General features: G+C 71.9%; 19 protein-coding genes. 11 read left to right on the top strand and 8 right to left on the bottom strand.

The window, feature by feature from the left end:
* The first annotated feature begins 111 nt into the window (after positions 1–111).
* The gene (locus tag ACNNMR_RS05175) at positions 112–906 is read left to right on the top strand and encodes a metal-dependent hydrolase (protein WP_419993318.1); all 795 of its coding nucleotides are present in this window, start codon (positions 112–114) and stop codon (positions 904–906) included.
* Between the two features lie 115 nt (positions 907–1021).
* On the opposite strand, the gene ACNNMR_RS05170 is transcribed toward ACNNMR_RS05175, so the two are convergent.
* Together ACNNMR_RS05170 and ACNNMR_RS05165 are read right to left on the bottom strand one after the other, a co-directional pair.
* On the bottom strand, positions 1022–2809 hold the full coding sequence (locus ACNNMR_RS05170) for an ABC transporter ATP-binding protein (RefSeq protein ID WP_420000267.1): 1788 nt from the start codon (positions 2807–2809) through the stop codon (positions 1022–1024).
* Positions 2810–2826: 17 nt separating this feature from the next.
* Positions 2827–4626, bottom strand: coding sequence for an ABC transporter transmembrane domain-containing protein (locus ACNNMR_RS05165; protein ID WP_419993317.1), 1800 nt, complete (start codon positions 4624–4626; stop codon positions 2827–2829).
* A 100-nt stretch (positions 4627–4726) separates the two neighbouring features.
* Here ACNNMR_RS05165 and ACNNMR_RS05160 point away from each other — a divergent pair, with 100 nt between their 5' ends.
* The gene (locus ACNNMR_RS05160; protein ID WP_419993316.1) at positions 4727–5449 is read left to right on the top strand and encodes a L,D-transpeptidase family protein; all 723 of its coding nucleotides are present in this window, start codon (positions 4727–4729) and stop codon (positions 5447–5449) included.
* Between the two features lies 1 nt (position 5450).
* On the opposite strand, the gene ACNNMR_RS05155 is transcribed toward ACNNMR_RS05160, so the two are convergent.
* The 3 genes from ACNNMR_RS05155 to ACNNMR_RS05145 all read right to left on the bottom strand — a co-directional run bounded on the left by ACNNMR_RS05155 (position 5451) and on the right by ACNNMR_RS05145 (position 10430).
* On the bottom strand, positions 5451–6851 hold the full coding sequence (locus tag ACNNMR_RS05155; protein WP_419993315.1) for a Gfo/Idh/MocA family protein: 1401 nt from the start codon (positions 6849–6851) through the stop codon (positions 5451–5453).
* A 134-nt stretch (positions 6852–6985) separates the two neighbouring features.
* Positions 6986–9928, bottom strand: a complete 2943-nt coding sequence (locus tag ACNNMR_RS05150) for an FAD-binding and (Fe-S)-binding domain-containing protein (protein ID WP_419993314.1) — start codon at positions 9926–9928, stop codon at positions 6986–6988.
* A 28-nt stretch (positions 9929–9956) separates the two neighbouring features.
* The gene (locus ACNNMR_RS05145; protein ID WP_419993313.1) at positions 9957–10430 is read right to left on the bottom strand and encodes a MarR family winged helix-turn-helix transcriptional regulator; all 474 of its coding nucleotides are present in this window, start codon (positions 10428–10430) and stop codon (positions 9957–9959) included.
* A 95-nt stretch (positions 10431–10525) separates the two neighbouring features.
* Here ACNNMR_RS05145 and ACNNMR_RS05140 point away from each other — a divergent pair, with 95 nt between their 5' ends.
* The 3 genes from ACNNMR_RS05140 to ACNNMR_RS05130 all read left to right on the top strand — a co-directional run bounded on the left by ACNNMR_RS05140 (position 10526) and on the right by ACNNMR_RS05130 (position 13710).
* Positions 10526–12340 (top strand): ABC transporter ATP-binding protein, encoded by a 1815-nt coding sequence (locus ACNNMR_RS05140; RefSeq protein ID WP_419993312.1) that lies wholly within the window; start codon positions 10526–10528, stop codon positions 12338–12340.
* A gap of 56 nt (positions 12341–12396) precedes the next feature.
* Positions 12397–12987, top strand: a complete 591-nt coding sequence (locus ACNNMR_RS05135) for a hypothetical protein (RefSeq protein WP_419993311.1) — start codon at positions 12397–12399, stop codon at positions 12985–12987.
* Positions 12988–13113: 126 nt separating this feature from the next.
* Positions 13114–13710 (top strand): superoxide dismutase family protein, encoded by a 597-nt coding sequence (locus tag ACNNMR_RS05130; protein WP_419993310.1) that lies wholly within the window; start codon positions 13114–13116, stop codon positions 13708–13710.
* A gap of 43 nt (positions 13711–13753) precedes the next feature.
* Here ACNNMR_RS05130 and ACNNMR_RS05125 read toward each other — a convergent pair whose 3' ends face one another.
* A complete protein-coding gene (locus tag ACNNMR_RS05125) occupies positions 13754–15322 on the bottom strand; it encodes an oleate hydratase (protein WP_419993309.1) in 1569 nt (522 codons plus the stop codon).
* A gap of 99 nt (positions 15323–15421) precedes the next feature.
* Between ACNNMR_RS05125 and ACNNMR_RS05120 the strand changes: the two genes are divergently transcribed.
* The 5 genes from ACNNMR_RS05120 (at position 15422) to ACNNMR_RS05100 (ending at position 20876) form a co-directional block, all read left to right on the top strand.
* Complete coding sequence (locus tag ACNNMR_RS05120) at positions 15422–15937, top strand: O-acetyl-ADP-ribose deacetylase (RefSeq protein ID WP_419993308.1); 516 nt, start codon at positions 15422–15424, stop codon at positions 15935–15937.
* Positions 15938–16063: 126 nt separating this feature from the next.
* Positions 16064–17374, top strand: a complete 1311-nt coding sequence (locus ACNNMR_RS05115) for a chloride channel protein (RefSeq protein WP_419993307.1) — start codon at positions 16064–16066, stop codon at positions 17372–17374.
* A 37-nt stretch (positions 17375–17411) separates the two neighbouring features.
* Positions 17412–18641 carry a cation:proton antiporter gene (locus ACNNMR_RS05110; RefSeq protein ID WP_419993306.1) on the top strand — a complete coding sequence of 410 codons (1230 nt, stop codon included), beginning with the start codon at positions 17412–17414 and terminating at the stop codon, positions 18639–18641.
* Positions 18638–19945 (top strand): DUF2254 domain-containing protein, encoded by a 1308-nt coding sequence (locus ACNNMR_RS05105; protein WP_419993305.1) that lies wholly within the window; start codon positions 18638–18640, stop codon positions 19943–19945. Before ACNNMR_RS05110 ends, ACNNMR_RS05105 begins: the two co-directional genes overlap by 4 nt.
* Before the next feature lie 55 nt (positions 19946–20000).
* A complete protein-coding gene (locus tag ACNNMR_RS05100; RefSeq protein WP_419993304.1) occupies positions 20001–20876 on the top strand; it encodes an alpha/beta hydrolase in 876 nt (291 codons plus the stop codon).
* Here ACNNMR_RS05100 and ACNNMR_RS05095 read toward each other — a convergent pair.
* The gene (locus ACNNMR_RS05095) at positions 20853–21503 is read right to left on the bottom strand and encodes a TetR/AcrR family transcriptional regulator (protein ID WP_419993303.1); all 651 of its coding nucleotides are present in this window, start codon (positions 21501–21503) and stop codon (positions 20853–20855) included. The genes ACNNMR_RS05100 and ACNNMR_RS05095 overlap by 24 nt on opposite strands.
* Positions 21504–21606: 103 nt before the next feature.
* On the opposite strand from ACNNMR_RS05095, the gene ACNNMR_RS05090 reads away from it, so the two are divergent.
* The gene (locus ACNNMR_RS05090) at positions 21607–21981 is read left to right on the top strand and encodes a nuclear transport factor 2 family protein (protein WP_419993302.1); all 375 of its coding nucleotides are present in this window, start codon (positions 21607–21609) and stop codon (positions 21979–21981) included.
* Between the two features lie 4 nt (positions 21982–21985).
* On the opposite strand, the gene ACNNMR_RS05085 is transcribed toward ACNNMR_RS05090, so the two are convergent.
* Positions 21986–23275 (bottom strand): exo-beta-N-acetylmuramidase NamZ domain-containing protein, encoded by a 1290-nt coding sequence (locus ACNNMR_RS05085; RefSeq protein ID WP_419993301.1) that lies wholly within the window; start codon positions 23273–23275, stop codon positions 21986–21988.
* Positions 23276–23297 lie beyond the last annotated feature (22 nt).

Genomic DNA, 23297 nt, shown 5'->3' with positions numbered 1-23297 from the left:
CCCATCTTGCCTTCTTCGGTCCCGATCCGGGGAACCGCCCTCCGCACCGAAGATCATCCACGCTAAGGTGCCGCCGACGGCACGGGACAGCTGTATAGGGGTGGGTTACGCATGATGGGTCCGGCGCATTCGCTTTCGGGGGCGGCCGCGTGGCTGGGAGTGGGTGCGGCGGCGACGGCCGCGGGGCACGGGATGCCGTGGCCGGTGCTGGTGGTCGGCGCGCTGATCTGTTCGGGCGCGGCGCTGGCGCCCGACCTGGACCACAAGTCGGCGACGATATCGCGGGCCTTCGGGCCGCTGTCGCGGATGCTGTGCGGGATCATCGACAACCTGTCGTCCGCCGTCTACAAGGCCACCCGCAAGCCCGGCGACTCGCGCCGCTCCGGCGGCCATCGGACCCTGACGCACACCTGGCTCTGGGCGGCGCTGATGGGCGTCGGCTTTTCGGCGCTCGCGGTGCTCGGCGGCCGCTGGGCGGTGCTCTTCATCCTCTTCGTACACATGGTGCTGGCCATCGAGGGGCTGCTGTGGCGCGCGGCCCGCATGTCGAGCGACATTCTGGTATGGCTGCTCGGCGCGGCCGCGGCGTGGATCCTCGCGGGCGTGCTCGACCAGCCGGGCAAGGGCTCCGACTGGCTGTTCGCCGAGCCCGGCCAGGAGTACCTGTGGCTGGGGCTGCCGATCGTGCTCGGCTCGCTGGTGCACTGCGTCGGCGACGCGCTGACGGTGTCCGGGTGCCCGATCCTGTGGCCGGTGCCGATAGGCCGCAAGCGCTGGTATCCGCTGGGCCCGCCGGAGTTCATGCGCTTCCGGGCGGGCAGCTGGGTCGAGCTGAAGGTGCTGAGCCCGGCCTTCATGCTGCTCGGGGCGGCGGGTGGCCTGTCGGCCATGGGGGTTATCGGGTAGCGCGCCGGTCGGTCTCGGTGCCGGCTGGAGGGCGGGTGCGGAAACGTCCCGGGCCAGCCCGTCCCGCCTAGCGGGACGCCCTCCCCCGGAGAGACCGGAGGAGGGCGGGGTGCCGCTACCCGTGCCAGGACCGCCACAGCGCCGCATAAGCGCCGTCCGCCGCCACCAGCTCATCGTGCGAGCCCAGCTCGCTGATCCGCCCCTCCTCGACCACCGCGATCACATCCGCGTCGTGCGCGGTGTGCAGGCGGTGGGCGATGGCCACCACCGTGCGGCCGTCCAGGACGCGGGCCAGGGAGCGCTCCAGGTGCCGCGCGGCGCGCGGGTCCAGGAGCGAGGTGGCCTCGTCCAGTACGAGCGTGTGCGGGTCCGCGAGGACCAGCCGGGCGAGCGCTATCTGCTGGGCCTGTGCCGGGGTCAGGGCGAAGCCGCCGGAGCCGACCTCGGTGTCGAGGCCGTCGTCCAGGGACCGCGTCCAGTCCGACGCGTCCACCGCGCCCAGCGCCGCCCACAGTTCGGCGTCGGTGGCGCCGTCCCGCGCGAGGCGCAGGTTGTCGCGCAGCGAGCCGACGAAGACGTGGTGCTCCTGGTTGACCAGGGCCACGTGCTCCCGTACCCGCTCCGCCGGCATCCGCGCCAGCTCGGCGCCGCCGAGGGTGACCTCGCCGCGGCGCGGCGAGTAGATGCCCGCGAGCAGCCGGCCGAGCGTCGACTTGCCCGCACCGGACGGGCCGACGAGCGCGAGCCGGGTGCCCTGCGGCACCTGCATCGACACGTCGTGCAGCACGTCCGCGCCCTCGAGGTAGCCGAAGCGCACCTCGTCGGCGTGCACATCGCGGCCCTCAGGCGTCAGCCGCCCGTCACCCGCGTCCGCCTCGATCTCCCGTACGCCCACGAGCCGGGCCATCGACACGCCCGCGACCTGCAGCTCGTCGTACCAGCGCAGGATCATCCCGACCGGCTCCGCGAGCATCTGCGCGAGCAGCGCGCCCGTGGTCAGCTGCCCGACGGACATCCAGCCTTCGAGGACGAACCAGCCGCCGAGCATCAGCACCGAGCCCATGATCACCAGGTGCGTCGCGTTGAAGACCGGGAAGAACATGCAGCGCAGATAGAGCGTGTAGCGCTCCCAGCCCAGCCACTGCCTGACCCGGGTGTCGGAGAAGCCCACCCGCCGCTCGCCGAGGCCGTGCGCCTCGACCGTACGACCCGCCTCGACCGTCTCGGTCAGCGCCGCGGCCACCGCCGCATAGCCGGCGGCCTCCGAGCGGTACGCGCTCGGCGCCCGCTTGAAGTACCAGCGGCAGCCGAACAGCAGCACCGGCGCGGCCAGCACCACCGAGATGGCCAGCGGCGGCGCCGTCACCGTGAGCGCGCCGAGCAGCAGCCCGACCCACACCACGCCGATGGTCAGCTGCGGCACCGCCTCGCGCATGGCATTCGCAAGACGGTCGATGTCCGTGGTGATACGGGACAGCAGGTCACCCGTGCCGGCCCGCTCCAGCACGCCGGGCGGCAGGCCGACGGACCGGACGAGGAAGTCCTCGCGCAGGTCCGCCAGCATCCGCTCGCCCAGCATCGAGCCGCGCAGCCGCAGCTCCCGTACGAAGATGGCCTGCACCACCAGCGCCACCGTGAAGATCACGATGGTGCGGGTCAGATGCAGTTCCCGCTCGCCCTCCGACAGCCGCTCGACCACCTGGCCGAGCAGCCAGGGCCCGGCCATCGAGGCGATGACGGCGATCGCGTTCACGGCGACCAGCACGATGAACGCGCGCCGGTGCCGCCCGATCAGCTCGCGGACATAGCCGCTCACGGTCCTGCCCGAGCCGACCGGGAGCGTGGTCGCGGTCGTGGGTGCGGCCGGGTCGTACTCCGGTGGCCGGACGCGCCAGCGGCCCATCGGACGCTGCACCCCGATCATGCCGTCTCCTCCAGCTCGTCGATCTCCGCGGCGGCCGCACGGAGCGGCACCGCCTGTTCTTCCTCGGTCTCCCGGGTGACCACCGCGCGGTACGCCGGCTCGGCGTGCAGCAGCTCCCGGTGCTTGCCCACGGCGGCCACCGTGCCGTCCGCGACGAGCACCACCCGGTCCGCCCGGTCGAGCAGCAGCGGACTGGACGTGAACGCCACCGTCGTCCGGCCGGCCCGCAGCCGCTTCACGCCCTCGGCGATACGGGCCTCCGTATGCGAGTCCACCGCCGAGGTCGGCTCGTCCAGGACCAGCACCTCCGGGTCCGTCACCAGCGACCTGGCCAGCGCGAGCCGCTGCCGCTGGCCGCCTGAGAGGGAACGTCCCTTCTCGGTGATGTGCGTACGCATCGGATCGCCCGACTCGTCCGCCGACGCCTGCGCGAGCGCCGCCAGCACGTCGCCGCACTGCGCGGCGTCCAGCGCCTGATCAGCACTCACCTGACCCGACGCCGGCACATCGAGCAGCTCGGCGAGCGTGCCCGACAGCAGCACCGGGTCCTTGTCCTGTACGAGCACCAGGTCCCGGGCCCGCGCCAGCGGCATCTCGTCCAGCGCCACCCCGCCGAGCTCGGCCGACCCGGTCCCGTCGGCCTCGGCCGGATGCCCGCCGAGCCGCTCGGCCAGCCGCCCCGCGGCGTCCGGATCGCCGCACACCACCGCGGTCAGCAGCCCGGCCGGGGCCGTGACGCCGCTGGCCGGGTCGACCAGGTCGCCGCCCGGCGCGGGCGCCTCGGCGCCCGAACCCGACGTGCTGCGCCGCAGCGCCAGCACCCGCGCCGCGCGCTTGGCCGACGGCTTCGAGAAGGAGTAGGCCATCGCGATCTCGGAGAAGTGCTGCAGCGGCATCAGCAGGAACGTCACCGAGCCGTACACGGTCACCAGCTCGCCCACCGAGATCCGGCCGTCGCGGGCCAGGCCCACCCCGTACCAGACCACGGCGACCAGCAGCAGCCCCGGCAGCGCCCGCTGCAGCGCGGCGATCAGCGCCCACATCCGGGCGCTGCGCACGGCGGCCTTGCGGACCTCCTGGGAGGCCGAGCGGTAGCGGGACAGGAACAGCTCCTCGCCGCCGATGCCGCGCAGCACCCGCAGGCCCGCCACGGTGTCGGAGGCGAGCTCGGTGGCCCGGCCCGCTTTCGCCCGCTGCTCGTCGGCCCTGCGGGCCGCGGACGGCAGCAGCGGCAGCGGCGCCAGGGCCAGCAGCGGCAGCGCTAGCGCGACCAGCAGGCCCAGCTCGGGCGAGTAGAACAGCAGGCTCGCGCACACCACGACCGCGGCCACCAGCGCCGCCGTACAGCGGGAGAAGGACTCGACGAACCAGCCGATCTTCTCCACGTCACCGGTCGACACCGCGACCACCTCGCCCGCGGCGACCCGCCGGGTCAGCACCGAGCCGAGATCGGCGGCCTTACGGGCCAGCAGCTGCTGGGTGCGGGAGGCGGCGAACAGCCAGTTGGTGACGGCCGCCTTGTGCAGCATGCTGTCGCCGAGCGTCAGCAGCACGCCGAGGATCAGCAGCAGCCCGCCGGAGAGGGCCAGCCGGCCGCCGTCCTTGTCGATGACGGCCTGCACGGCCATGCCGATCGGCACCGGCAGCAGGCCGATGGGCAGCATCCACACCAGGCCCCACAGCAGCGACGCCACCTGGCCGCGGAGCTGCATGCGCCCCAGCCAGACCAGGAAGCGGAATCCGTTGCGGACGTCGGGGTCGCCGGGGTCCGGATACGGAAGGTGGCGAAGTTGCATGACACACCAAAGGTCGAGTTCGGTTCGGGGGCCGACCAAGGTTCGCGTTTTGGGGGATTCAGTTCAACTGGTTTTGTGCGCGGGTGCGACCATGGGCCGTATGCGGATACGTGGTGCGATACGGATCTCCTCGACCGTCCTCGGCCTGGCGCTGCTCGCCGGCTGCGGGGCGGGCGGGGACGACGGCGACGGTGCCGGAGCCGGATCCGGCAAGGAGCGCCAGGCCGCGAAGGCGGCCGCGCAGCCGCTGCCCGGCGTCGGGAAGGCTCTCTACGGCAAGATCCCGAAGGAGTCGCGCCAGCTCGTCGCCGTGTACGGCAATGACAAGGACTCCGCCTTCTCGCGGGTGGTGCTGTACGAGAAGCAGGGCTCGAAGTGGCACGCCGAGCACCGCTGGGCCGCGCACAACGGCAAGCGCGGCTGGACCCCGAACCACCGCGAGGGCGACAAGCGCAGCCCGGTCGGCGTCTTCACGCTGAGCGATGCGGGCGGCGTCCTCGCCGATCCCGGCGCGAAGCTCCCGTACGCCCGCACCTCCGCCTTCACCGCCCCGCGCTACTGGCCGAAGTCGCATTGGCACGACTTCGACCTGGTCGTGGCCATCGACTACAACCGGGTCAAGGGCCGCTCGCCGCTCGACCCGACGCGGCCGCAGGGACAGAAGAAGGGCGGCAGCATCTGGTTCCACATGGACCACGGGAGCGGGACGTCCGGGTGCGTATCGATGTCGAAGGACGCGATGACGACGCTGCTGCGCACCCTTGACCCGAAGCAGCACCCGGTCGCCGTGATGGGCGACCGGGCGTCGCTCAAGCAGAGCTGAATCAGGCCGGCTTCTCCGAGTCGATGCCGTCGCGCTTCTTCTTCCACTCGCCGCGGGTGAAGTCCGGGATCTGCTGCGGGGCGCCGTGCGCCTTGATGGACAGGTGGCTGAGCGGCACCGGCGAGGTCCAGGTCACCGCGTCGTAGACGTCGAAGTCCGGGACCAGGCCGAGCTGCATGCACTGCATCAGGCGGAAGATCATGATGTAGTCCATGCCGCCGTGGCCGCCGGGCGGGTTGGAGTGTTCCTTCCAGAGCCAGTGGTCGTACTCGGCGAACTCCTCGAAGTCGTGCCACTTGTCGTCGGTGTGGCCCGGCTCCAGGTAGATGCGCGGCTCGTAGTCCTCGAAGACGCCGCGGGTGCCGCCGAGGGAGTTGATGCGGCTGTAGGGGTGCGGGGTGCTCACGTCGTGTTCGAGGCGGATGACGCGGCCCTTGGCGGTCTGGACCAGGCTGATGGTGCGGTCCGACTCGATGTACGTCTCCTTGAAGCTCGGGTCGCCCGGCGGCATGTGCTCCTTGCGGTACTCGGCGAGGCCGAGCGCCGGGGTGCCGAAGCTGGAGATGTGGGTGACGCGGTCGCCGCGGTTGACGTCCATGTAGTTGGCGGTCGGGCCGAAGCCGTGGTTCGGATAGAGGTCGCCCTTGAGGCGGGTGTGCCAGAGGCGGCGCCACGGGCCCTCGTAGTAGTCCGGGTCGAACATCAGGCCGCGCAGGTCGTGGTTGTACGCGCCCGCGGCGTGCAGCAGGTCGCCGAAGAGGCCCGCGTGCGCCATCCGCAGCACCCGCAGCTCGTTCTTGCCGTACGCGCAGTTCTCCAGCTGCATGCAGTGGCGGCGGGTCTTCTCGGAGAGGTTCACGAGCTGCCACAGCTCGCCGAGCTCCATCGCGATCGGACACTCGACGCCGACGTGCTTGCCGTTCAGCATCGCCACCTTGGCCATCTCGAAGTGCCACTCCCAGGGCGTGGCCACGTACACGAAGTCGACGTCGGTGCGCTCGCAGAGCTTCTCGAAGTCGTGGTCGCCCTTGACGTACGTGGCGGGCGCCGGCTGGCCCGCGTCGGTGACCTTCTTGGCGGCCTTTTCGGTCTTGTCCTTCACCGGGTCGCACAGCGCGGTTACTTGCACGCCGGGGATGGCGAGGAACAGGTCGATCATGCCGCCGCCGCGATTGCCGAGGCCGACGATGCCGACCCGGACCTTGCTGCGCTTCTCGAACGGGACGCCGATCATCGTGGCGCCCTGCCTGGGCGGGGCGGCGGGGGTGCCGCCGGTGTCAGCGGTGCCGTCGGTGCCGGCGGCGGCCGCCCGGCCGCCGGTGAAGCCGCCGAGGCCGAGTCCGGCACCTGCCGCACCGGCCCCCCGTATGACAGAACGCCGACTGAAGCCCTGCTCGCTCACTGTGCCTCCCGGTCCGAGATCCAATGGGTGAACTCGGCTCAGGACCCTGCTCGTTGGGGTGCGTGTTGCGCAAGAGGGCGTGCATGGATTCTGCGCACAAATGCTTGGACTTGGCGCAAACGAAGCAGATCAGCTCAGCGTGGGCGCGTGGCCCGCTCCAGCGCGAGCAGCGCGGAGTAGTAACTCCGGCCGGTGGCGTGGTCCATGCCGACCTCGCACATGCGGTTGGCGGAGAGGTGGGCGTCGTACGGGCGGGAGGTCACCTCGGCCGCCTCGCGGGCCGTCGCCGAGGCGGTGAGCTCCTGGTGCAGCATGCCGCGATCCCCGGCGAAGGCGCAGCAGCCCGCGTCGTCGGGGACCACGACTTCGTCGGCGACGGCCTCGGCGACGGCGGTCAGCTGCGCCTCGTCGCCGAGGTGGCGCATGGAGCAGGTGGGGTGGACGACGGCGGACTTGACGGTGGAGGTGACGGCGAGGTGGGGGAGGAGCTCGTCGGCGGCCCAGACGATCGAGTCGAGGACGGTCAGCTGCGCGTGCAGCTTGAGGTTCTCCTCGGTGAGGTACGGGACGACGTCGTGGGCGATGCCGAGGGTGCAGGAGGAGGCGTCGACGACGAGCGGCAGCTTGCCGCCCGCGGTCCAGCCCCAGGCGGCCTCGATGATGCGGTTGGCCATGAGGCGGGTGCCGGCCTCGTAGCCCTTGGAGTGCCAGATGGTGGAACAGCAGGTGCCGGCCACGTCGTCGGGGATCCAGACGGGCTTGTGGGCGCGGCGGGAGACGGCGACGACGGCTTCGGCGAGGGAGGCGTCGCCGGGGGAGCCGAAGATGCGGTTGACGCAGGCCGGGTAGTAGACGGCCACGGCCTCGGCGCGGCGGGTCGCCGGGAGGCCGCGGGCGGCGGGGCCGGGGATCTCGGGGAGCCACTCGGGGACGAGGTCCGGGCGTACGGCCTTGCGGGCGAGGCCGGTGGTGGCGGTGAGGAGGCGGTCGCTGATCTTGTCGGCGGCGGCGACCGCGAGGCGGGCGGAGCGCTCGACGAGCTTGAAGCGGCGGGCCGTTGCGGTGGCGATGCGCTCCTCGCGCTTGGAGTGCCGCTGGTGGCGGAAGTCCTTCATCATCTGGCCGGTGTCGATGCCTACGGGGCAGGCAAGCTTGCAGGTGGAGTCGCCGGCGCAGGTGTCCACGGAGTCGTAGCCGTACGAGTCGAGCAGCTCGCCGGTGACGGCGCCCTTCTTGGGCTGCCGCATCATTTCGCGGCGCAGCACGATGCGTTGGCGGGGTGTGGTGGTGAGGTCCTTGCTGGGGCAGGTCGGCTCGCAGAAGCCGCATTCGATGCAGGGGTCGGCGATGAGCTCGACCTTGGGGATGGTCTTGAGGCCGCGCAGGTGCGCCTTGGGGTCGCGGTCGAGGAGGACGCGGGGGGCGAGCATGTCGTGCGGGTCGATGAGCTCCTTGATGCGCCACATGAGGGTGGTGGCCTGCTCGCCCCACTCCAGCTCCAGGAAGGGGGCGATGTTGCGGCCGGTGGCGTGCTCGGCTTTGAGGGAGCCGTCGAAGCGGTCGACGGTGAGGGTGCAGAAGTCGTCCATGAAGGCGGCGTACCGGTCGACGTCTTCGGGCTTGCCGGCGTCGAAGGCGAGGAGGAAGTGCAGGTTGCCGTGGGCGGCGTGGCCGGCGACGGCGGCGTCGAAGCCGTGCTTGGCCTGCAGGGCGAGGAGCTCCACGCAGGCGTCGGCGAGGCGGGACGGCGGGACCGCGAAGTCCTCGGTGATGAGGGTGGTGCCGGCGGGGCGGGAGCCGCCGACGGCGGTGACGAAGGCCTTGCGGGCCTTCCAGTATCCGGCGATCTTCTTCGGGTCGCGGGTGAACTCGTTGTCGATGGAGGCGACGGGGGCAATGAGGTCGAGCCGGTCGAGGAGGGCGAGAGCGGTGCTCTCGTATGTGGCCAGCGCTTCCTCATCGGGAGCGCGGTACTCCACGAGGAGAGCAGTGCTCTCCTTTGGGAGCGCTGCCCAGTCGGCGGGCACGCCGGCGACGCTCACCGAGGCGCGCAGCGTGTTCCCGTCCATCAGCTCCACGGCGAGAGCGCCGCTCTCGTTGAAGAGGGGCACGGCCGCGGCGGCAGCCTGCAGCGTCGGGAAGAAGAGCAGTGCACTCGAAGTGGAGCGGTGCAGCGGCAGCGCGTCGAAGACCGTCTCCGCGATGAAGCCGAGCGTGCCCTCGGAGCCCACCATCAGCCCGCGCATGATCTCCACCGGCGTCGCCCCGTCGAGGAAGGCGTCGAGCCGGTAGCCGTTGGTGTTCTTGATCTCGTACTTGGCGCGGATACGGGCGACGAGCTCCGCGTCCGCCTCGATCTCGTCCTTGAGCGCCAGCAGCCCCGCGCACAGCTCCGGCTCATCCACCGCCAGCCGCTCGTCCGCGTCCGCCGCGCCCGTGTCGACCACCGTGCCCGACGGCAGCACGAAGGTGAGCGAGGCGAGCGTCCGGTACGAGTTGCGGGTCGTGCCCGCCGTCATCCCGGACGCGTTGTTCGCCACCACTCCGCCGAGCGTGCACGCGATCGCGCTCGCCGGGTCCGGGCCGAGCACCCGCCCGTGCCGCGCGAGGGTGGCATTGGCCCGTACGACCGTGGTGCCCGGCTGGATGCGGGCGCGCACGCCGCCGCCCTCCGGGCCGTCCGCCGCCTCGATCACCTCGATGCCCGACCAGTGCTGCCGCACGTCCACGAGGATGTCCTCGCCCTGCGCCTGCCCGTTCAGGGAGGTCCCCGCCGCCCGGAAGACGACCTTGCGGCCGTGCTCGTGCGCGTACCGGAACACCGCCGCCACGTCCGCGGCCGTCTCGGCGACGACGACGACCTGCGGTACGAAGCGGTACGGGCTGGCGTCGGAGGCGTAGCGCACCAGGTCGGAGATCTTGGTGAGCACCTTGTCCGCGCCGAGCAGCGCCGTCAGGTCGCCCTTCAGCGGCTCAGGGGTGCCGCTCGCCTGCTCGTCCGGTACCCGGTCCGGCGCCGGTCCCGGCGTGGCGGACGGGCGGAGTGCCCCGGGCCTGGGTTCGAGCAGGGGCGGCATCGGTGACTCCTCGGCGTCGTGCGTCGGCTCAGCAGCGGTGGTCGTCCGGTGGTTCGACCAAAGTGGAGAGTAGTCCTCCCAGCTGCTCGCGCTGCCGGGCGGTCAGGGGTTTCAGGATGTCCTCCGCGGCGGCGCGGCGCGCGGCGCGCAGCTTCAGGAGCATCGCGCGGCCCTCGCCGGTGAGCTCGATGCGGATGACGCGCCGGTTCGACGGGTCGGGGGCGCGGCGGACGGCGCCGCGTTCCTCCAGGGCGTCGACCAGGGTGGTGACGGCCCGGGGGACCACCTCCAGGCGGGCGGCCAGGTCGGCCATCCGGGGCGGTGTCTCGTAGTGGTCGACCGTGCGCAGCAGCCGGGACTGGGCGGGGGTCATGCCGAGCGGTTCGAAGTGCCGCTTCTGCGCGCGGTGCAGCCGGCGGGTCAGGCGCAGCAGCTGGTCGGCCACGGCGGAGTCGGCGCCCGCCTGGGTGGGGGCGGCGGCGGAAGAATCGGTCGGGGGCATGTGTTGAGCGTATCAGGACCAAGCTCATTGTGAGCATAGGTAAGAATGAGTTACGCTCACTAGGTCACGAAGCAACCGAACCCTATGGGAGGCACATGCCCCGCCACGACCACGCCCCCGAGTGGACCCCGCCGGAGCCCGACCCCGAACAGCCGGCCCAGGTCCGCCGCATCCTCCGCCTCTTCCGCCCGTACCGCGGCCGCCTGGCCGTCGTCGGCCTCCTCGTCGGCGCCGCGTCCCTGGTCTCGGTCGCCACCCCGTTCCTGCTCAAGGAGATCCTCGACACCGCGATCCCCGACGGCCGCACCGGCCTGCTGAGCCTGCTCGCCCTCGGCATGATCGCCGCCGCCGTCCTCGGCGGCGTCTTCGGCGTCCTGCAGACCCTCATCTCCACCACCGTCGGCCAGCGCGTCATGCACGACCTGCGCACCGGCGTCTACGCCCAGCTGCAGCGCATGCCGCTCGCCTTCTTCACCAAGACCCGCACCGGCGAGGTCCAGTCCCGCATCGCCAACGACATCGGCGGCATGCAGGCCACCGTCACCTCCACCGCGACCTCGATCGTCTCCAACGCCACCAGCGTCATCGCCACCGTCGTCGCCATGCTCGCCCTCGACTGGCGCCTCACCCTGGTCTCGCTGCTCCTCCTCCCGCTCTTCGTCTGGATCAGCCGCAAGGTCGGCCGCGAGCGCAAGAAGATCACCTCGCAGAAGCAGAAGCAGATGGCCGCCATGGCCGCCCAGGTGACCGAGTCGCTGTCGGTCAGCGGCATCGTCCTCGGCCGCACCATGGGCCGCTCCGACTCCCTCACGCAGGCCTTCGCGGACGAGTCGCGGCAGCTCGTCGGCCTCGAGGTGCGGTCCAACATGGCGGGCCGCTGGCGCATGGCCACCATCGGCGTCGTCATGGCCGCGATGCCCGCCGTCATCTACTGGGCCGCCGGCATCGCCATGTCCGCGGGCGGCCCCGGCATCTCCCTGGGCACCGTCGTCGCCTTCGTCTCGCTGCAGCAGGGCCTCTTCCGCCCGACCGTCAGCCTGCTGTCGACCGGCGTGCAGGTGCAGACGTCCCTCGCCCTCTTCCAGCGCATCTTCGAATACCTCGACCTCAAGGCCGACATCGAGGAGCCCGCGAACCCCGTGCCGCTGACGAAGGTCCGCGGCGACGTCCGCTTCGAGCAGGTCGGCTTCCGGTACGACAAGGACGCCGCCGAAGAGACCCTCCGCGGCATCGACCTGACGGTCCCCGCGGGCAGTTCGCTGGCCCTCGTGGGCGCCACCGGTGCCGGAAAGACGACGCTGGGCCATCTGGTGCCGCGCCTCTACGACGTCACCTCGGGCCGCGTCACCATCGACGGCACCGACGTCCGCGACCTCTCCTTCGACACCCTGGCGTCCGCGGTCGGCGTGGTCTCCCAGGAGACGTACCTCTTCCACGCCTCGGTAGCCGACAACCTCCGCTTCGCCAGCCCCGACGCCACCGACGAAGAGCTGGCGGCCGCGGCGAAGGCGGCCCAGATCCACGACCACATCGCCTCCCTCCCCGACGGCTACGACACCCTCGTCGGCGAGCGCGGGTACCGCTTCTCCGGCGGCGAGAAGCAGCGCCTGGCCATCGCCCGTACGATCCTGCGCGACCCGCCGGTGCTGATCCTCGACGAGGCGACGAGCGCCCTCGACACCCGCACCGAACGGGCGGTCCAGCAGGCCATCGACGCGCTGTCCGCGGGCCGTACGACCATCACCATCGCGCACCGCCTGTCCACCGTCCGCGACGCCGACCAGATCGCCGTACTGAACGGCGGCCACGTCGCCGAACTCGGCACCCACGACGAACTCCTCGCGGCGGACGGCCGCTACGCGGAACTCGTCCGGCGCGACGAGCGGACACAGCCGGTGGTCACGGTCTAAAAAGGCACCCCTGCGGTTAAAGTGGCGCAGACCCAACGACCAAGGGGGGACTCAGAATGCGTGCGACGACGGTCCGGAGAACGGCGCTCCCGGCGGCAGCGCTGGCCGTGGCGACCCTGGCGCTCACCGCCTGGGACCGGAGCGAGGCGACAGAAGCGCCCGCCGACACCGCCACAACCACCGGCTACGGCCACCCGCCCGCGAAGACCGAGAGCCGCCAGGTGGTCAAGCTCGCCGACGGCCGCAAGGTCGCGATGGGCTACAAGCCCCGCGAGGGCCTCCTGGAGCAGCACACCAGCAAGTCCGCCAAGGGCTGGTCCGCTCCCAAGCTGCTGTACCGCACCAAAACGGACCACTGCCAGAGCCTCACCCTGAAGGCCTTCGGCCGCACCGTGGCCGCCAGCGCCAACTGGGCCCTGTACTGCGCGGACGGCGAGCCGCCGAACGAGTCCATCGCCGCGGTCGGCACCGGCAGCTTCGCCAAGTGGGACACCCACTTCACCCCCTCCTTCGACGGCTGGGAGAAGATCCGCTCCGCCAACGCCGGCCGCACGGTCGACTTCACCAACGCGTCCGTGGAGACCCTGACCCGGCTGCGCTGGCAGAAGGGCACCGGCTTCGGGGACGTAGAGGAGATTCCGCGCTGACGCCGTCCCGTACGGGAACGATCACCCGAATGGGGCACACCGGGAATGCCCCGGCCTTCACGCCCGCCGAAGGTGGGTCATAGACCCGCGCACGGCGGAGCACCCGTCCCCAAGGGAGTGAAGGCGATGGCGACCAGGCACTGGACCGTACGTACGGCGGCGTTCACCGCGGGGGTGACCGCCCTGGCCGCCTTCGGCTGGGCGCCGCCCGCGGCCGCGCAGAGCGACGAGCCGCAGGACGGCGCGTGGCTGGTGCGCAACGCCGAGTTCGAGGGCGCGGACTCCGACGGGGACGCGCGGACGTACGACCCGGCGCTGGTGCCCGAGGGCTCCGAAGTCGCCGTGGTCGAGAGCTCCGGGGACGGCCGTACGGGCGTCGTGATCGCGCTGCACGGGATGAAGCCGAACCGCATGTACGGCGTGCACGTCCACACTGGCAAATGCGGCCCCAAGGGCGACGACGCGGGCCCGCACTACCAGAACCGCAAGGACCCCGAGACCCCGTCGGTCGACCCCGAGTACGCCAACCGCAAGAACGAGGTCTGGCTCGACCTGCACACCGACCCCAGCGGCTACGCCACCGCGAGCGCCAAGCAGAAGTGGCTCTTCCGCGACGGCGAGGCGCAGTCGGTGGTCCTGCACGAGCACCACACCTCCACCAAGCCGGGCGAGGCGGGCACCGCGGGCGACCGCCTGGCGTGCGTGAACGTGCCGTTCGAGTAAGGGCATACGGGCATACGGGCCCGGCCGCGCGCGGGCCCGGCCGTCAGCGGCGGTGCAGCGTCTCCAGCGCCTCGACCAGCACCTTCGGGTTGTGGCTGCCCTTGTAGACCTCCGGCGGACCGTCGGTGCCGAGGAGCCGTGACACGGCAGTCCAGGCGGTGCGCACCGAGTACTCGACGGTGAAGACGACGTCCTCGGGCACCTCCGCGTACTGGCCGATGAAGGCCAGGTTGGTGGACCGCTCCGGGACCACTCGCGGCCGGTCGCCGTGGCTGCGTACGAGGAACTGGCTGGTGATGTAGGGCATCAGGGCAGGGATGACGAGGGAGTTGTCCAGGAGCTGCGGGATCTGCTCGAAGCGGAGGTGCTGCAGCACCTCTTCGAGGATCTCCCGGCCGGTGCACTGGGTCATCGGCTTCTTCACGTAGTCGCCGTCCCGGCCGGTGAACAGGGCGTAGCCCCACCAGACGTAGGTATCGGCGGGCTGGTCGCGGAAGTGCGGCTGGTGGTTGAGGACGATGGTCAGCAGCCAGCTGGAGTCCTTGAAGGTGATCAGCCCGCCCTTGCCGGCCTCGCTGCCGGAGAAGCGCTCCATCAGCTCGAAGAACGTCGGGTCCTTGGTGGTGACGGTGAACGACTCCCAGGTGGACTCCGGCACGTTGCCGTCGAAGACGGCCGGATTGCCGACGTCGTCGCGCTTGGCGGCCAGCCGATGCCACAGCTGCCAGGCCCCGCCGTCGTCGGCGGCGGGGGTGTGCAGGGCGGGGGCGCGGTCGGTGCCGCCGAGGGTGGAGGCGGCGGTCATCGAGCCGTTGGTGACGAAGACGAGGTCGCCCGGGGCGACACGGATCTCCTCGCGGCCGTCGGGGGTCTCGCAGCGCAGGCCGGTGACCGACAGGGTTTCGCCCGCGCCCAGGTCCAGATCGGTGACGCGGGTGCCGAGGCGCAGCTTCACGCCCTGGTCGGTGAGCCACTTCAGCAGCGGGCGGACGATCGAGTCGAACTGGTTGTAGCGGGTGCGGTAGATCCCCGACATGGTGTCGAAGGTCTTGAAGAGGTGCACGAAGCGGTTCAGATAGCGGCGGAACTCGATCGCGCTGTGCCAGGGCTCGAAGGCGAAGGTGGTGCACCACATCCACCAGAAGTTGGTGGTGAAGAACTCCGGGCTGAAGCAGTCCGTGATCCGCTTGCCGTCCAGCTCCCGCTCCGGCGTGGCCGTGCACTTCACGAGCTCCAGCCGGTCGCGCTCCGTAAAGCCCATGGAGTGCGCGTCGACGAGCTGCCCGGCGGCGTCGACCAGCCGGGCGTGGTCGTCCCAGGCGAAGTCCTCGTGGAAGGCGAAGGTGTCCTCGGTGACGGACTTCGCGGGATCGTTGAGCGAGGGGATCGAACCCAGCAGGTCATAGGTGCATTCGAAGTGGATCTCGAACATCCGGCCGCCGCGCATGGTGTACCCGCTCTCGGGCGACCCGGCGGCGTCGAGGCTGCCGCCCTCCCGGTCCTGCTCCTCCAGCAGCACGATGTCCTCGCCGGCGAAGCCGCCTTCCCGGATCAGAAACGCCGCCGCCGACAGCGCGGCAATGCCGCTGCCCACCAGATACGCCTTGGGCATACAAGAGCTCCTTCGCTACGGATCGCGGACCGGCCGCCCCCGCTCGCCATTCGACCGCAGATCGTCATGGCTCGCCTCCCGGGGCGTTAGCGTGCTGGCATGCGCGTCATCACGGCAGTACGGGGCGACATCACCGAGCAGCGGGTGGACGCCGTCGTCAACGCGGCCAACTCCTCCCTCCTGGGTGGTGGCGGCGTGGACGGCGCCATCCACCGCAAGGGCGGCAAGCGCATCCTGGAGGAGTGCCGCGCGCTGCGCGCCTCCCAGTACGGCAAGGGGCTGCCGACCGGCGAGGCGGTGGCCACGACCGCGGGCCAACTGCCCGCCCGCTGGGTGATCCACACCGTCGGGCCGGTCTGGTCCGCCACCGAGGACCGCTCGGACCTGCTCGCCGCCTGCCACCGCAACTCGCTCGCCCTCGCCCGTGAACTGGGCGCGCGTACGGTCGCGTTCCCCGCGATCTCCACCGGGATCTTCTCCTGGCCGGTCGCCGACGCCGCCCGTATCGCGGTCGGCGCGGTGCAGGATGCGGTGGACAAGGCGGCCTTCGACGAGGTGCGGTTCGTGCTCTTCGACGACCGGTCGTACGAGGAGTTCGCCGGGCAGCTCGGCTGACCCGGCCCGCTCACCCGCCGCTCACCCTTCACCCGCTCGGAGGCACCGCGGTGGAGACCGCGCCCGCCCTGGCCGAGGCTGGAGACTCCCCATCCGCCGGGAGGCCTCCATGGACCGGTCGTCGCCGTGAACCCACCCGCCGCCGGTTCCGACGAGGCCGCCGTCCGGCTGCGCGACACCCTGCTCGGCCGCGGCTACCCGCGCCTGCTCATCCTCTCCGTGGCCATGGGCATCCCCATCGCGCTCGCCTGCTTCTTCTTCGTGAGCCTCCAGCACGAGGCGCAGCACTGGGTGTGGCAGCGCCTCCCGGAGGCCGCCGGGTACGACCACGCCCCCTGGTGGTGGCCGCTGCCGGCGATGCTGCTGGCCGGGCTCCTCCTCGCCCCCGTCGTGACCCGCCTGCCCGGCGCGGGCGGGCACGTGCCCGCGCACGGCCTCGGCGGCCCGCCGACCGGGCCGAAGGCGCTGCCAGGCGTCGTCTTCGCCGCCCTGGCGACGCTGCCGCTCGGCGTGGTGCTGGGGCCCGAGGCGCCGCTGATGGCGCTGGGCAGCGGGCTGGCCCTGCTGATGCTGCGGGCGGCCCGCCGGGCCGCGGACGAACGGGCCGTGGCGATGGTGTCGACCGCGGGCTCCACGGCGGCGATCTCCACCATCCTCGGCGGGCCTGTGGCCGCCGCCGTGCTCGTACTGGAGACCGCCGGGCTCGCGGGCCCGCGGCTGGTCGTCCTGCTGCTGCCCTGCCTGCTGGCGAGCGCCGCCGGGGCCCTGGTCTTCACCGGCTTCGGGCAGTGGACCGGTCTGTCGATCGGCGCGCTGTCGCTGCCCGAGGTGCCGCCTGACGTCACCCCGGACGCCGGGGACTTCCTGTGGGGAATCCCGCTGGCCGTGCTGATCGCCGTCGTCATCGCGGCCGGCCGCCGCATCGGCCTGCGGACCGGCGCCTGGACCGCGGACCGCGGCACGGCGGCCCGTACGGTCGCCTGCGCCGTGGCCGCGGGCTGCTGCATCGCGGCGTACGCGCTGATCACCGGGCGTTCCGCGGAGGAGGCGGCGCTGTCCGGGCAGGCCACCCTCGCCGCCCTCGCCGGGCAGCCGCACGCCTGGTCCGTCGCCGCCCTGGTCGCCCTGGTGGCGTGCAAGTGGCTGGCCTGGAGCATCTGCCTGGGCAGCATGCGCGGCGGCCCGATCTTCCCCGCCCTGCTGCTCGGCGCCGCGATCGGGATCGCCGGTGCGGGCCTGCCGGGGCTAGGCGCGACCCCGGCGCTCGCGCTCGGCCTGGCCGCGGCCATGGGCGCCGTCCTGCGGCTGCCGGTGGTCGCGGCGATCTTCCCGGTCATGCTGCTGGGCGCCGACGCCGTCCATCAGATGCCGCTGATCGTGGTCGCCGGCGTGGTCGCCGTCATCACCGCGGAGTTGCTCGAAGGACGCCGCGGCTGAAGGCGCGAGCAGCGCCAATTCATGCTAATTACGAACTATGTCGCACCCGGGTACGCTCGTACTGATCATGGCCGTCGCGGTGACCGCGCCGCTCCTGGCGTACGGGCTGGGCCGCTGGGTCGGCATCCCGCTGGTGATCTTCGAGATCGTGCTCGGCATCCTCATCGGCCCCGACGTGCTCGGCTGGGCGCACCGCGGTGACCCGGTCATCGACACCCTGTCCCACCTTGGCCTGTCGATGCTGATCTTCATGGCCGGGTACGAGATCGAGTTCCCGGCCGTCCGCGGCGACACGCTGCGCCGCGCGGTGTGGGCCTGGCTGATCGCTCTCGTCCTCGGCATCGGGCTGATGTTCGCGATCACCGGCGCCGAGGTCTCCAAGAGCCTGCTCATCGGCACCGCGCTGACCAGCACCGCGCTCGGCACGGTGCTGCCGGTGCTGCGCGACAGCGGCGATCTGAAGGGCCGCTTCGGCACGGTGATGATGGCGTTCGGCGCGGTCGGCGAGTTCGGGCCGATCATCGCGATCGCGCTGCTGCTGAGCGGCCGGTCGCCGGGCAAGTCCAGCGCCCTGCTGGCGGCGTTCGCGGTGATCACCGCCGCTCTCGTCTGGTGGGCGCTGCGGCCGCGGGCGCCTTGGTTCTCCGCGGTCGTCACCAAGACCCTGCACACCAGCGGGCAGTTCGCGGTACGGGCGGTGATGCTGCTGCTGGCCGCGATGCTCGGCCTCTCGCACGTGTTCGGCCTGGATGTGCTGCTCGGCGCCTTCGCGGCCGGCATGCTCACCCGCCTGCTGCTCGGCGGAGCCGCGCCCGGCACGGCGGAGGAGGTGCTGGGCAAGGTCGAGGCGATGGGCTTTGGCTTCCTCGTGCCGGTCTTCTACATCGTCACGGGTGTCGAGTTCGACCTCGGCGCCCTCCTCGACGGCGGCCGGCCGCTGCTCCTGCTGCCGGTCTTCCTGCTGCTCTTCCTAGTCGTCCGCGGCGGCCCGGTATACGCCCTGGCGCCGCGCGACCTGTCCGGGACCGACCGGCGGGCGCTGACCCTGTTCGCCGCCACCTGCCTGCCGCTCGTCGTCGCCATCACCACCATCGGCCTGGACGAGGAGGTCCTCGGATCCGGCGAGGCCGCCGCCCTGGTCGGCGCGGCGATGATCTCCGTCCTGGTCTACCCCCTGATCGCCCTCCGGCTGCGCGCGCAGGCCGCCGGAACCTCCGGCTCATCAGCGCCGAAGGACCGGGCCGCGGGAACAGAAGAGGTCTGGTGAGCTCGGAAGCAGCCGGTCTGCGGCCCGCCGAGCGGGTCAGGACGCCGCAGCGCAGCTACCGCGGCCGGCGGGCCCGCCAGACCCGCAACCGAGGCATCGCACTCCTCGTCGTGGCCACCCTCACCTTCCTCGGCTGGGCGCTGCCCGTCCTGGAGGAGCACCTGCCGCACCGCGGCCTCGGCTTCGACGCGTCCACCGCGCAGGCGACGCTCGCCGCCATCGCCGGCAGCATGATCACCCTGGGCGGCTTCGTCATCACCGTCATCACCCTGGTCATCCAGACCGTGCAGAGCATGTCGCACCGCCTGGTCGGTGCCCTCGGCCACCTCGACCACTACCTGGCGATCTTCGGGCTGCTCATCGGCACCGCCCTGTACGCGCTGGTCGCCCTGAGCCGGATCAGCGGCCACACCGTCCCCCGGCTCACGGTGACCGTCGCCCTCGGCCTGGTGCTGATCGCGACGGTCTCCCTGATGTTCCTGCTCTCCTCGCTGCGGCACGCCGTCACCGGCGGCGGCCTCTCCCGCGCGGTCGGCGACCGTCTCCGTACCGTCATCGACCGCAGCTACCCGGCGGCGGACACCGCACCGCCGCCCCAGGCGCTGCCCCCGGAGGAGGGCGTGGAGGTGACCGTCCGGCACGAAGGCAGCCCCGGCGTGATCCGCTCCTTGGACGAACCCCGGCTGGTCCACCTGGCCGCCGCCGCGTCGGCACAGATCGAGATGGCCCTGGCCGTGGGCGAGTTCGCCGGCTCCGGCGTCCCGCTCGCCCGCATCACGCTCCCGGCGGCGGCCGCCGCGGAGCAGGCGCGGCTGGCCGGGAAGGTGGCGCACTGCGTCCGCTACGGGCCCAACCCCACGGTCGAGCAGGACACTTCGCACGGCCTCCGGCTGCTGGCCGACATCTCCATCCGCGCCCTCTCCCCGGCCGTCAACGACCCCACCACCGCCGTCCAGGCCCTCGACCAGATCGAGGACGTCCTGCTGCGCCTGGCCGACCGCCCCCTCGGCCCGGCGTGGCTGCTGGACGGCGCGGGGGTGCCGCGGGTGGCGTATCCCGCACCCGGATGGGCCGACTTCGTCGGCCTCTCCCTGGACGAGACGCTGCTCTACGGAGCCGGGAACCCGCAGGTCGTACGGCGCCTGTACACCCTCCTCGACCGGCTCTCGGCGGCCGTGCCCGAGCACCGCAGGGGGCCGGTCGAGGAGCGCAGGGCGGCGCTGCGCCGGATGGCGGACGCCGGGCTGCCCGACGCGCTGCTGCGGTCCGCGGCCGGCCAGCCGGGCGCGGAGCCGCGACCCTGATCCGTAGCAGATCCGGATAAGAAAACTGTGCGAACGGTCGTGCTAACATCTCGCCATGAATGCCATCGGAGCACTGCTGCGTACGACCCTGAACGCCACCTCCGCCGCCGCCCCGGCCCTCGCCGGACGCGCCGCCTTCGCCCTCTTCCGCCGCCCGCTCGTACGCCCCAAGCTGCGCCCCCACGAGCGGGAGGTGATGGACTCGGCCTGGTACGGCAGCACCACCGTGAACGGCAAGAACGTCATCACGTACTGCTGGGGCGACGGCGAGCGCCCGGTGCTGCTCGTGCACGGCTGGCAGTCGCGGGCCGCGCACTTCTCGGCGCACATCAAGGCGCTGCGGGCGGCCGGCTTCTCGCCCGTCGCCTTCGACGCGCCGGGGCACGGGGCGTCGGGCGGGCGGGAGATGACGATCCTGGAGTACCGCGAGATCATGCGCACGCTGGGCGTGGAGCACGGGCGCTTCGACGCCGTGATCGGGCATTCCTTCGGGGCGCTGGCGGCGTTCTTCGCGGTGCGGGAGGGGGCGGTGGCCGCGGACCGGCTGGTCAGCCTGGCCGGGATCCCGGACTTCGGGCATCTGGTGCGGCAGTTCCGGGAGGAGCTCGGGCTGCGGCCGCGGCTGGAGGAGGAGGTGCGGCGGCGGGTCGTCGATTACCTGTTCCGGAACGAGGGCGACATCTGGGAGCGGTTCGCCTCGGCGAACCGGCCCGAGGAGGTGGACGTGGAGCGGGTGCTTCTGGTCCACGACGCCGATGACCGCCGGGCGCCGGCCGAGCTGTCGGAGCAGGTCGCCGCCGCGTACGGGGAGCGGGCCCAGCTTGTCGTGACCCGCGGCCTCGGGCACAACCGGATCCTGTGGGACGCCGGCACGACGGCGGCGGTGCTGGACTTCGTGGCGTCGCCGTCAGGTGCCGAGTTGCTCGGGTAGCACGGCCGGATCGGTCGCGGCCGTGGCCAGGCGGGTGAGGATGGCGCGGGATGCGCGGTCGTAGGCGGCGTTGTCGCCGTGGAGGAGAGAGTATAGCTGTGCCAGCTCCAGCGCCGCGATGAACTCGAAAGCGAGCTGTTCCGGGTCGTCGGCGGGCGCCAGCTCGCCCTCGTCCTGCGCCTGGCGGATGCTGGCCGCCACGTAGTCGCTCCACCAGCGGTGCGCGTTCACGACCGCGTCGTGCACCGGGCCGCTGCGGGCGTCGAACTCGATGGAGACGCCGGAGAAGAAGCAGCCGCCGGGGAAGACGCGGGCGCGGGAGTAGTCCGACCAGGCGCCGCAGACCGCGAGGACGCGGGCGAGGCCCGGCGGATGCTGCTCGGCGGGCTTGATGACGTGCTTGTTGAAGACGGATCCGGCCGCCCGCACCGTGGCCAGCTGGAGCTCCTCCTTCGAGCCGAAAAGGGCGAAGACGCCGCTCTTGCTGAGGTTGAGCTCGGTCGCGATACGGCCGAGCGACAGGCCCTCCAGGCCCTCCACGGAGGCGATGTCCATGGTGTGGGCCAGCACCGTGCGGCGGGTGGCGTTCCCGCGGGCGACGCGTCCGTCCGTCTGCGCTGTGGCCATGGGCCGACCTCCTTCAGGCTGCCCGTCCAGTTTACTGACCGGTCGGTCGTGCAGGTTGCGGCCCGAGGGGGGATTGTCAGTGGCGGCGGGCAGACTTGGCGGCATGGCTGAGGAGCGGAAGATCATCGAGCGGTTCTGGGCGGCGTGCGACGAGGGCGAGTGGGAGGTCTTCGCCGCGCTGCTGGCCGAGGACGTGGTGTACCGGGCACCCCTGTCGCGGGAGCAGGTGCGCGGGCGGGAGGCCGTGGTGCGGTTCAACCGGGAGTTCCCCGGCGACTGGCACCTCGCGGTGGAGGACCTCGTCGCCGGGGAGGGGCGGGCGGTCAGCCGGATCCGGTTCGACATGGACGGCGGGACGGATACCGGGATCTCGTTCTTCACGTTCGACCGGGACGGGCTGATATCCGCGATCGAGGACTTCTGGCCGGACCCGTACGAGCGCCCGGCCAGCCGCGCCCACCTGAGTGAGCTGTACTGAGCGGCTACCGGTAGAGGAAGTACCGGCGGCGGGTGGCCTCAAAGGCGGCGACCTCGTCCGCCCAGGCGGCCACGACCTGCTCCACCGACTTGCCGTCGTCGATCATCGTGCGCAGGCGCGGTGAGCCGGAGAGCTTGTCGATCCAGTACGGGCGGGCGGTGTCCCAGTCGTCCTTGCGCCAGGCGAAGTCCTTGTACTTCTTCGCCTCGACCAGCATCGCCACCGCCGTCGGGACCGGCTGGAAGCGGCGCCGGTCGGTCACGTGGATCTGCACGCCCGCGCAGGTCTTGCCCTGGTGCTTGCTGAAGGTGGGCACGAAGTACGCCTCGCGGAAGGTCACACCGGGCAGCCGCAGCGCGTTGAGGCGGTCGCTGTAGTGGTAGTCCAGGTAGGGCGCGCCGATCAGCTCGAAGGGGCGGGTGGTGCCGCGGCCCTCGGCGAGGTTGGTGCCCTCGAAGTAGCCGGTGCCGGCGTAGACCCCGGCGGTGTCCGGCGTGGGCATGTTGGGTGAGGGAGGCACCCACGGCAGCCCGCTGTCCTGGGCGAAGGAGCGCGGGTCCCAGCCGCGTACGGGCACGATCTCCAGCTCGACCTTGCCGCCGTCGCCCTCCTTAGGCAGCAGCTCGCCGTTGAAGTAGCGGGCGAGTTCGCCGACGGTGAGGCCGTGCTGCTGGATGATCAGCTCCTGGCCCACGCCGGAGGTGAACTCCGGTGTCATGAGCGCCCCGTCGGCCCGCCTGCCGATCGGGTTCGGACGGTCGAGTACGAGAAAGGAGGCGCCGATGGAGCGGGCGGCGACCATCGCGTTGTACATCGTCCAGATGTACGTGTAGAAGCGCACGCCGACGTCCTGGATGTCGAAGACGATCGTGTCCGCGCCCGCCTTGCTGAAGAGCTGCGCCATCTTCGCCGCGTCCGCGCCGTAGGCGTCGTAGACCGTGAGGCCGGTGCGGGGGTCGATGGTCTCGGGCTCCGCCTCGCCGGCCTGCGCGCTGCCGCGGAAGCCGTGTTCGGGGCCGAAGACGCCGACGATGTTCAGGTCCTTTTGGGCGGCCATCGAGTCGACGACATGCGCGGTGGAGCGCAGCACGCCGGTCGGGTTGGAGACCACGCCGACCTTGCGGTCGCGCAGCATCGACCAGCCCCGCTGCGCGGCCACGTCGGCGCCCGGGGTGACGGCTCGGGCGGCGGCCTCCTGCGCGGCCGCGGCCGAGCTGTTGGTCAGCAGCGGGGAGGCGAGCGCGGCGGCGGCGCTGCCGGCGAGCAGCGAACGGCGCGAGGGAGCACTGGGCATCGGCGGAGGTTCCTTTCGCACT

The organism is Streptomyces boninensis (assembly GCF_048572725.1).
Taxonomy (GTDB): Bacteria; Actinomycetota; Actinomycetes; order Streptomycetales; family Streptomycetaceae; genus Streptomyces; species Streptomyces boninensis.
This window is presented reverse-complemented; position numbering and strand designations above follow the sequence as displayed.

What these genes read in the sequence shown, in the direction of transcription:
- ACNNMR_RS05175 (WP_419993318.1), top strand. Translation starts at nt 112, where the DNA reads ATGATGGGTCCGGCGCATTCGCTTTCGGGGGCGGCCGCGTGGCTGGGA.
- ACNNMR_RS05170 (WP_420000267.1), bottom strand. Translation starts at nt 2,809, where the DNA reads ATGGGCCGCTGGCGCGTCCGGCCACCGGAGTACGACCCGGCCGCACCC.
- ACNNMR_RS05165 (WP_419993317.1), bottom strand. Translation starts at nt 4,626, where the DNA reads ATGCAACTTCGCCACCTTCCGTATCCGGACCCCGGCGACCCCGACGTC.
- ACNNMR_RS05160 (WP_419993316.1), top strand. Translation starts at nt 4,727, where the DNA reads ATGCGGATACGTGGTGCGATACGGATCTCCTCGACCGTCCTCGGCCTG.
- ACNNMR_RS05150 (WP_419993314.1), bottom strand. Translation starts at nt 9,928, where the DNA reads ATGCCGCCCCTGCTCGAACCCAGGCCCGGGGCACTCCGCCCGTCCGCC.
- ACNNMR_RS05145 (WP_419993313.1), bottom strand. Translation starts at nt 10,430, where the DNA reads ATGCCCCCGACCGATTCTTCCGCCGCCGCCCCCACCCAGGCGGGCGCC.
- ACNNMR_RS05140 (WP_419993312.1), top strand. Translation starts at nt 10,526, where the DNA reads ATGCCCCGCCACGACCACGCCCCCGAGTGGACCCCGCCGGAGCCCGAC.
- ACNNMR_RS05135 (WP_419993311.1), top strand. Translation starts at nt 12,397, where the DNA reads ATGCGTGCGACGACGGTCCGGAGAACGGCGCTCCCGGCGGCAGCGCTG.
- ACNNMR_RS05130 (WP_419993310.1), top strand. Translation starts at nt 13,114, where the DNA reads ATGGCGACCAGGCACTGGACCGTACGTACGGCGGCGTTCACCGCGGGG.
- ACNNMR_RS05125 (WP_419993309.1), bottom strand. Translation starts at nt 15,322, where the DNA reads ATGCCCAAGGCGTATCTGGTGGGCAGCGGCATTGCCGCGCTGTCGGCG.
- ACNNMR_RS05120 (WP_419993308.1), top strand. Translation starts at nt 15,422, where the DNA reads ATGCGCGTCATCACGGCAGTACGGGGCGACATCACCGAGCAGCGGGTG.
- ACNNMR_RS05110 (WP_419993306.1), top strand. Translation starts at nt 17,412, where the DNA reads ATGTCGCACCCGGGTACGCTCGTACTGATCATGGCCGTCGCGGTGACC.
- ACNNMR_RS05100 (WP_419993304.1), top strand. Translation starts at nt 20,001, where the DNA reads ATGAATGCCATCGGAGCACTGCTGCGTACGACCCTGAACGCCACCTCC.
- ACNNMR_RS05095 (WP_419993303.1), bottom strand. Translation starts at nt 21,503, where the DNA reads ATGGCCACAGCGCAGACGGACGGACGCGTCGCCCGCGGGAACGCCACC.
- ACNNMR_RS05090 (WP_419993302.1), top strand. Translation starts at nt 21,607, where the DNA reads ATGGCTGAGGAGCGGAAGATCATCGAGCGGTTCTGGGCGGCGTGCGAC.
- ACNNMR_RS05085 (WP_419993301.1), bottom strand. Translation starts at nt 23,275, where the DNA reads ATGCCCAGTGCTCCCTCGCGCCGTTCGCTGCTCGCCGGCAGCGCCGCC.